Consider the following 8,923-nt stretch of genomic DNA (forward strand, 5'->3'; position numbering starts at 1 on the left):
AATTGTCGTCATGGCACCATACTCAATACCTACGCCGTCGTTTAGCACTTTAGCGATTGGGGCCAGGCAATTGGTGGTACAGGACGCATTGGAAATAATCTGACTTTGGGGTGTCAGCACATGGTGATTTACACCGTAGACAACTGTGGCGTCGACGTCGCTGGCAGGGGCCGAGATGATTACTTTGCGCGCGCCGGCTTGAAGGTGTGCTGTGGCTTGTATGCGTGAGGTGAAAAGACCGGTGCATTCAAACACCACGTCTACATCAAGTGATTGCCAGGGCAGTAGTGTTGGCTCGGTTATGGAGAAGGTCTGAATGCGCTCGCCGTTCACAATTAACGCGGTGCCATCGACATTCACCGAGCCGTTGAAACGACCATGAACGGAATCGTAGCGCGTCAGGTGGGCGTTGACCTCGGATGTCGCCAGATCATTAATAGCCACCAAGTCAATGTGATCGCGCTGATCGGATTCATACAGGGCACGCAAAATATTGCGCCCGATACGACCATAACCATTAATTGCGGCACGTATCTTCATAGGCTCTCCATCTGCATTAGACTGCGCTAGTGCATGGAAAGTTTTAGTTTGGCTTGGAATATTCGACGCTCTTTTTATGCTTGTAATACGCAGGCGGAAAGAGGCCGCTACGCGTAATTCACTGACTCACTGGATGCATAGGTTGAAACGTGATTTCGGAAGGGCAGCAGAGTTTTCTGGCAATGGCCATTGCGAACATCCGGGCGCCCTGCAGGCGCCCAGTGGTGTCGGTTTCAGCCCGCGATTCAGGCCGGTAGTAAGCGTCTGACAATCTCTTCGCATTCGGCGCGGCGCATGTATTTCGGCACCGGATAACCGTATAGTCCGTGCGATTCATGGAGTGCTCTATCGACGAGCTCTTCGACCATTTCTGGCTTGAGCGCATCGGCGTACTGGGGAATGCCGATATTGGCCTCGAGCTGACGGACAGCGTCAACGAGCGCACGAGCACGCTGTGCGTCGGAATCGCTGTCAGAGCCAACCCCTGCGGCCTTAGCAATACGGGCCATTTGGGGAGCAGCTTTATCGATGTAGAACTCTAGGATATGTGGTAGAAACAAAGCGTTAGCTAATCCGTGAGGTAAGTGACAGATAGCTCCGAGTTGATGTGCCAAACCATGGACATAGCCAACATTGGTAATGGTGAACGCGGCGCCAGCGTAGAAACTGGCCACGGCCATCGCCTCGCGAGCTTCCAGATTGCTGCCATCTTTGACCGCGGTTTCCAGATTGCCAAATATCATGCCTACTGCAGTAAGGGCTTTAGTTTGCGTATCATCGCTAGCTTCACGAGACAATGATGATTCAATCGCGTGAGTTAAGGCATCCATACCAGTGGCTGCTGTGATTGCCGGTGGCAGGCCAGTCATCAGTGAGGGGTCAAGCGCGACGGCGTTGGGGACGAGTTTGGGGTCTACAATAAAGCACTTGGTACGTGCCTCAGCATCGGTAATTACCGACACCATAGTAGCTTCAGAGCCGGTGCCCGCGGTCGTGGGTATACAGTAGATTGGAAACCCACGGCTTGAGACGCTGAAATAGCCAAGAATATCTCGTGGCGTTTGGTCAGACCCGGAACATATCGCGATCACTTTGGCTGCATCCAATGAAGAGCCGCCACCAATCGCTAACACAGCGTCGCAGCTGTGTTGGAGGCAGTGCTTAATGCCGTTTTCTACCTGAGAAAAGTCTGGATCGGGGAGGACGGCATCATAAATCTCAGTCTGTATCCCCTGTTTTTCCAGTTCAGCAACGACCTGCCCTACTAGCCCTAGTTCCACCAGCATTTTATCGGTGACCACCAGTACTTTCTTGTGTCCGAAGCGGGCGATGGCTGAGCAGAGCGTGGCGTAACTGCCAGCACCGCTGTAGATCAGCGGTGACGACAGGCTGATAAATTTGAGCATAATGCGGCTGAGAAGGCCCATTGCCCGGCTGTATAAGACGGTTAGAAAATGCATGCTGGAGTCTTTCCCCTACTGGTCGGCGGACAATACTACATGGCGAACTAGCGCGATAAAAGGCTCTTTTGCGCACAGTTGACGACTTTTGTCCGCATTTTCGCTAATTTAAGGAGCCAAATAAGACATGCCGACGCGGTGCTAAGGCGTTGTCATCGGGAATGGGTCAAAATTCGGTAAACCCAGACTGCCCAGCAACTGTCCCAGCCGGATAAAGCTTCCTTCCACGCTGACCCCGTCCTTTCCTACCAAATCTTTCAGGCTGGCCTGACCGCTAATCAGCCTAACCAGCAGCTCCTGGGTTAGCGTCAGGGTTGCATCGGCTTCGGCAGCTAATCCTTGTCGGTGGTTCAGCACCGAGTTTTCCAGCATCAGGGTGAAATCATCACCGGTATCGGTAAACCGAAAGTTCACAGTAACTACCTTGCCGGCCGCCGACTCAGGATCGACATTTGTCGCCATTGCAACAAAGAACAAGTCGAGTGGCACGGAGCGAAGCAGCGCGCCTGCGCTTTCACGCATGTCCACCCCTTGCAGACCATTGCGCAGTTCATTGGCGCCCGACAGATAAACGTCTCGCCACGGCCCGCTTTCAGCTTGATAGCCGAGTTGCTCGTAGGCTTGGGCGAGCATGATTCGGGCGTCCTGGTGACTGGCGTCAGCAAACACCGCGTGGTGAGCCAGCTGGGCAGCCCACTGGAAATCTCCGCTGGTATAGGCATTGCGCGCTTTTTCTACTACCGCATCTATACCGCCCATTGCCTCGACATAACGATTGGCTTCTGCCTCGGGTGGCAGCGGGTCCAGATTAACGGGGTTGCCGTCGTACCACCCAAAGTAATGTTGATATACGGCCTTGGCGTTGTGCTTGAGTGTTCCGTAGTAGCCGCGCGTTGCAAAGTTGTTGCGCAACGACTCAGGTAGCGTAATGGACGCGGCAATCTCGTTTGGCGTAAGGCCTTGCGATGCGAGCCGTAGCGTCTGGTCATGAGTATAACGGTAGATGTCTCGCTGCTTTTTAATGTAGTCGCGCACGGCATCGTTTCCAAATACTGGCCAGTGATGAGAATTGAACACGATTTCAGTTTGCGAACCGAAGCGCACCAGAGCTTCATCGATATAGCCAGCCCACTTGAGAGCATCGCGTACTTTGGCACCGCGCAGGGTATAGATATTGTGGAAGTTGCGTGACAGGACCTCTGCCCCGCAGAACGCTGCATATTGTGGCAGGAAGAACATGAACTCCGCGGGAGCTTCGGATTCCGGTGTGTATTGAAAAACAAATTCAACACCGTCTATGGTCAAGGTCTGCCCTGTTCTATTGACCACCGTATTGGGCTTGATCAGCGACGTTGTACCTTGCCCCGGTTGCTTGCCGAGGCCTGTGTCGACATGCCCAGTCGCTGTTCGCGGCAGGGTCATGCCGTACATATAGCTGGCCCGGCGTGTCATTACCGCGCCTGCAATTACGTTTTCGCTTACGGCTTCTCGTGTGAAATGTGCAGGTGCGACCACGGGAACTGCACCGGAATCGGCGTCTGCCTGGCTAACAACTGCCGCTGCGCCAGCAAAGTGGTCAATATGTGAATGGGTATATAGAACAGCGGTTACTGGGCGTTTGCCAAGTGTATCGTTGGCTAGCTTGAGGGCGGCTTCTGCCGTTTCTACAGCAGTAAGCGGGTCCACCACGATCCAACCGTTACTGCCTTCTATCAAGGTCATGTTCGCCAGATCGAATCCGCGCACTTGATAGATGCCCTCCTTTACTCTGAACAAGCCATGAATGTTATTAAGTTGGGCTTGCCGCCAAAGGGAGGGGTTGACCGAGTCTGGGGCACTCTTGTCATTCTGCCAAGCGTAGTCCTTGTCGGACCATACTACGCTACCGTCTTCACGGGTAATAACCAGTGGCGTGCGCGTTGCAATAAAGCCGCGACGAGCGTCCGAAAAATCCTGCGCGTCATCCAGAGGTAGCTGCTTTGACACGGCTTGGTTCGCTGCTTTCGTCGCTGGCGCGGTAGCTGAGGGTTTGCGGGCATCACCTGATGGGAGCGGATTGTTCCCTGCCTTATCTCCGCTACAAGCTGTGATAATTATGGCTAAGCCGATACAGCAACATGCTCTGGAAATGAAAGGCATCGTTATACTCCCTATTATTGTTTTGACAGGTAACGGCATGACATTATTTGAAGCGAGTGTGAAAGCACGTTGAAGCCAACTAAACGACGCCGTAGCGTTTCGCGTTATCAGCAAGCGCCGCGCGGAACCCGTTTATGGTGGTGTATATAATGTCACTCACAGGTTCTACAGCATCAATTCGGCCGCACACCTGGCCTATCAACGGTATTGCAGCTTCCATATCCCCACCGAAGTATAGTTGATGATGCCCTGCCATCTGCTCCATAACTTGAAACTTGCCTAAGGCAGCAAGCTCTTCGGTTCTTTTCGTGCGTAGCGCGCGCAGCGCAGGTCGAGATTGCTGGTTTAGAAAAACGGTGTCTGTTTCTCTAGCATTCACGACCGCCTGTTTCCAGTTCTTATGAACCGGGGACTCAGCGCTGCTGAGCATACGTGTGCCCATCTGGACGGCGTCGGCCCCCAGCATAAATGCAGCCGCCATTGTTGCGCCATCGTTGATACCTCCGGCAGCGATGATGGGCAGGGTTGTTCGGGAGCGAATAAGTGGCAGCAGCACCATCGTGGACACCGGGGCCGGATTTTTGAATCCGCCACCTTCTCCTCCTTCAACGACTAGTCCGTCGACGCCGGCATCGATCGCTTTGAGAGCCATTTCCAGTGTCGGCACCACGTGAAATACCTTTATGCCAGCTTCCTGCAGAATGGAGGTGCACAGATTGGGGCTGCCTGAAGACGTTGTCACGAAATCAATCTTCTGTTCTATTACAAAATCCACAGCGTCACTGCTTTTGACGAAAGCGAGGGCCAGATTCATGCCAAAGGGCTTATTGGTTAGCTCCCGCATGCGAGCGACTTCCTCTCGGATATTGTCGAACTCCCCGGAAGAGGTCTCTATCACGCCGAGTGCCCCAGCGTTGCTTACCGCAGAGGCGAGCTGGGAACGGGCTATCCAACCCATGGGAGCTTGAATAATCGGATAGTCAGTCCCCGTCATGGCAGTGACTCTGGTGGTAATGGGTTCTGGTTTATTCATTTATACCTCCTTGTTAGGGGAATCTTACGATATAAATCGTGAATACTACACCGCCAAACATGTGGGGAGTTTTCCGATAGATTGCAATTTCAATTGCATTTGGTCGGTGTCGCGCAGCCCGTTAGCAATAGCACTCTGATTCCTCATAAGCATGTGGCTTTAATCGTGGTGTTTAAGGATCGTTGGGGAATTGAAGGTGGCGCGCTAATGCCGACAATGAAGATAAACCGCGATGTGATCGAGAAAAACTATTCGTCACTCGCTGACGACTGGTACTCAGCGCGTCAGATGGTAATAAGGGCATCGGATAATGCGGCCAAGTACTACGGCCGCCTATAACCTTAAACATGGGCGCCATTGTGATGCGCCGCGTTTATCCGAGGTTCAGCGCACTCGCTAAACCAATTCAGCAAGCATTTCCTTTGTGTATGGTGCTAGCTGCTCTGCCAACCCCGCCTCAATCTTGGTCGCCCAATCTGGGTTTGCGATCAGCGCGCGGCCTACCGCGACCAGATCAAACTCGGCGTTTTCCAAACGCGCCAATAGGTCATCCAGACTGGCAGGTTCAGATTCACGGAAATGGGCCTGACCCGGCAGCGGCAAAAATTCATCGCTCAGGCCAACACTGCCTACCGTAATTGCTGGCTTGCCCGTTATTTTGCGTGTCCAACCTGCCAGATTCAGCGTGCTTCCCTCAAACTCGGGTTCCCAAAAGCGGCGTGTAGAGCAGTGGAAGATATCAACGCCGGCCTCGCTCAAGGGTATGAGAAATTGCTCCAGCGTCTCGGGTGATTCGACCAACCTGGCGGTGTAATCCTGTTGTTTCCACTGAGACCAGCGCAGAATGACAGGAAAATCCGGCCCCACTGCGGCGCGAACCGCCTGAATGATCTCAATGGCAAAACGGCTTCGGTTCTCTAGACTGCCGCCATATTCATCGCTGCGTTGATTGGTGCCTTCCCAGAAAAACTGGTCAATCAGGTAGCCGTGTGCGCCGTGCAATTCTACCGCATCAAAGCCGAGTGCTTTGGCATCCTCGGCACCTTGCGCGAAAGCGGCGATAACATCCTTAATGTCCTGCTTCGTCATTTCATGGCGATTAACCTTACCAGGCACATTCATGCCTGAGGGTGTATAACCGTTTACCTCGCCTTCAGGCGGTGTGCCGGCGCGGCGCATGCCACCGCAATGCCAGAGCTGAGGCGCAATTTTGCCGCCTTCCGCATGCACCGCATCCGCAATCTTCTTCCACGCCGCGAGCCGCTCAGCGCCATGAAAGTAGGGCACATCCGGATAGCCGTTGGCCGCAATGTGATTAATGCAGGTACCTTCAGTGATAATGAGACCGACACCGCCCGCAGCACGGCGGCGGTAATATTCCAGAGACTGCGGCCCCGGGACATTATCCGGCGACATATTACGTGTCATCGGCGCCATAACGACGCGATTTTTGAGCGCCAAGGGGCCAAGTTGCAATGGTTCAAAAAGTATTGAGTGATTCAAATTTAACTCCGTACTAAAGAGGGCTATACGTTGAACCTTAACGAAGACGACGCTAAAGACCAATGTGCGTCAATGCAGAAAGGTAATGCACTCGGCAACATTTCTGCATTGCCAGTACAACGACACCAGCAATCATCGTAAAACCTCCTCGGGCCAGACCTATTGTGACGGCAGGTGAACGCAATCAATATTTTGACACCTTGAGTGCCACAATGTTAGCCTCTGCGAAGCATAACAACCACGGCTCGACACTCCATGCAGACAATGATGACACTCTTCGGGATACCCTGCTCACTTTACACCGCCAAGGCCCGAAGCTACCTGCGCAAACAGGGGCTTGCCTTTGAAGAACGTTCGGTAGGTTCCTCGACGTTTCAAGAGCAGGTTCAGCCCGTCGTGCAGCGCATGATCATGCCCGTCATAAAGTCCGCAGACGGGCAAATCGTACAGGATGGTGCGGATATTCTCCGTTTTTGCGACGCGCACTGTTCGGGCAAGTACCCTCTTCTGCCAGAATCCTCAATACTGAGGGCCATTTCCTATCTTTTCGAACTCTTTGGCGGGGAAGGCCTGTTGCGCCCAGCCATGCATTACCGGTGGAATTTTGACGATATCAATTTGGACTTCCTTCGCTCGGAATTCCAATGTCTTGCCCCATCGGGAGTAAAGGAGAGCGATTGGCCGTCGCTCTTCGAGTTTGCCAGCGGCCGAATGCGCAAGGCCGCAAAGTCTTTCGGCGTAAACGAGGAGTCTATGGCTACCATTGAAGCGAGCTACGACCAGTTCCTCGAGCTATTTGAAGCCCACCTTCGCGACCACCCATACCTGCTGGGGCAGCAACCAACATTAGGCGACTATGCACTGATGGGCCCCCTGTACGCTCACTTGTATCGCGACCCCAAGCCAGGCTTGCTTTTGCGCCAAAAGGCGCCTTTGGTCGCACGCTGGGTAGAACGGATGAATACCGCCGAGGAAGCCTGGACAGACTACGAAAATGCGTCACGGTCGTGGGTTTCTGATTCCGATTTGCCGGAAACGTTGATGGCCTTGATGCGTTTTATCGCCGAAGACTTCCAGCCAGAAATGCTGGCACACATTGACTATGCCAACCAGTGGTTGAGTGACCGGCCAGACTTGGCGGCCGGCACCAATGGTCTGGACGACCCGACACAGCGTTATATCGGCATGGCCGAATTTCCCTGGCGGGGAATTTCGCTGAGAACCTCGGTACTGCCCTACCGTTTCTACCTTTTGCAGTTCTTGCAGGACGAGTACGAACAGTCCACCGCAGGAGATAAACGGGCCATCGAGGATCACTTTGCCTCCTGTGGCTTGCTACCCCTGCTAACCAGCAAAACAACCCGCCGTGTGGCACGGTTGAACCACCTTGAAGTGTGGGAATAACCCGACAACCCGCTTTGGTCAAAAAACCCCTTATCCGGAGCCGCAACGATGATAGATCTGTATACCGCCCCAACACCCAACGGCCATAAAGCCTCATGTACGCTTGAAGCCCTAGAACTGGAGTACACAACACACTTTGTGAATATCGGCGAAGGGGAGCAGAAAAAGCCGGACTTCCTTGCTATCAACCCCAATGGCCGTATCCCGGCGATTGTTGACCGCGAATTGGGCGACTTTCCGATATTCGAATCCGGCGCCATCATGATTCACCTCGCAGAGAAAACCGGGCGCCTATTACCGACCGACGCCAAAGGCCGCGCCAAAGTCATTCAATGGCTGATGTTTCAGATGGGTGGTGTTGGCCCGATGATGGGTCAGGCCAATGTCTTTTTTCGTTACTTTCCAGAGAAGCTACAGCCCGCAATAGACCGATATCAGAATGAGAGTCGTCGCTTGTTTGAAGTGCTAGATACCCGACTCGGTCAAAACGAATGGCTCGCCGACGATTACTCCATCGCTGATATTGCGAATTGGTGTTGGGTACGAACCTACAAATGGTCCGGGGTATCGATAGACGGGCTCGATAACCTGCAGCGGTGGCTTAACACCATGCGTGAGCAACCGGGTATGCAAAAAGGTCTGGAAGTGCCCTTCAGTATCGACAACCTGCTAAACGATGAAAAAGCCCAAAAAGAATTCACCCAAAACGCTGACAAACTACTGCAGAAATGACACGCTGCAAGAAGGATCTAGGAGAAAACTATGACCCCATGTACCGAGCTGTGGGTAGACCGAAGCAATTTCCGTAAAACCAAAATAGTTAACGAGCCGCTGCGCTCGATAG

General features: G+C 53.3%; 8 protein-coding genes. 3 read left to right on the forward strand and 5 right to left on the reverse strand.

Going from position 1 to position 8,923, the window contains the following annotated elements; translation table 11 throughout:
• The 4 genes from ABYP39_RS14890 to ABYP39_RS14905 form a co-directional block, all read right to left on the reverse strand.
• Nucleotides 1-540 (reverse strand): type I glyceraldehyde-3-phosphate dehydrogenase (locus tag ABYP39_RS14890; protein WP_372783304.1); only part of this gene is annotated, 540 nt, incomplete at its 3' end.
• A gap of 245 nt (nt 541-785) precedes the next feature.
• On the reverse strand, nt 786-2,000 hold the full coding sequence (locus ABYP39_RS14895; RefSeq protein ID WP_372764902.1) for an iron-containing alcohol dehydrogenase: 1,215 nt from the start codon (nt 1,998-2,000) through the stop codon (nt 786-788).
• 141 nt (nt 2,001-2,141) lie between these two features.
• Nucleotides 2,142-3,986: an alkyl/aryl-sulfatase gene (locus tag ABYP39_RS14900; protein WP_372748990.1), complete on the reverse strand. Its 1,845-nt coding sequence runs from the start codon at nt 3,984-3,986 to the stop codon at nt 2,142-2,144.
• A gap of 232 nt (nt 3,987-4,218) precedes the next feature.
• Nucleotides 4,219-5,172, reverse strand: coding sequence for an NAD(P)H-dependent flavin oxidoreductase (locus ABYP39_RS14905; protein WP_372748989.1), 954 nt, complete (start codon nt 5,170-5,172; stop codon nt 4,219-4,221).
• Nucleotides 5,173-5,379: 207 nt separating this feature from the next.
• On the opposite strand from ABYP39_RS14905, the gene ABYP39_RS14910 reads away from it, so the two are divergent.
• On the forward strand, nt 5,380-5,511 hold the full coding sequence (locus ABYP39_RS14910; protein ID WP_372783306.1) for a hypothetical protein: 132 nt from the start codon (nt 5,380-5,382) through the stop codon (nt 5,509-5,511).
• A 57-nt stretch (nt 5,512-5,568) separates the two neighbouring features.
• Here the strand turns inward: ABYP39_RS14910 and ABYP39_RS14915 are convergent, their stop codons facing one another.
• A complete protein-coding gene (locus ABYP39_RS14915) occupies nt 5,569-6,675 on the reverse strand; it encodes an NADH:flavin oxidoreductase (RefSeq protein ID WP_372758750.1) in 1,107 nt (368 codons plus the stop codon).
• A 264-nt stretch (nt 6,676-6,939) separates the two neighbouring features.
• On the opposite strand from ABYP39_RS14915, the gene ABYP39_RS14920 reads away from it, so the two are divergent.
• A complete protein-coding gene (locus tag ABYP39_RS14920; protein ID WP_372758749.1) occupies nt 6,940-8,079 on the forward strand; it encodes a glutathione S-transferase family protein in 1,140 nt (379 codons plus the stop codon).
• A 48-nt stretch (nt 8,080-8,127) separates the two neighbouring features.
• Nucleotides 8,128-8,811 carry a glutathione S-transferase family protein gene (locus ABYP39_RS14925; RefSeq protein WP_372758748.1) on the forward strand — a complete coding sequence of 228 codons (684 nt, stop codon included), beginning with the start codon at nt 8,128-8,130 and terminating at the stop codon, nt 8,809-8,811.
• Nucleotides 8,812-8,923 lie beyond the last annotated feature (112 nt).

Origin of the sequence: Litorivivens sp. (assembly GCF_041625495.1) — a bacterium.
Lineage (GTDB): Bacteria > Pseudomonadota > Gammaproteobacteria > Pseudomonadales > Spongiibacteraceae > Litorivivens.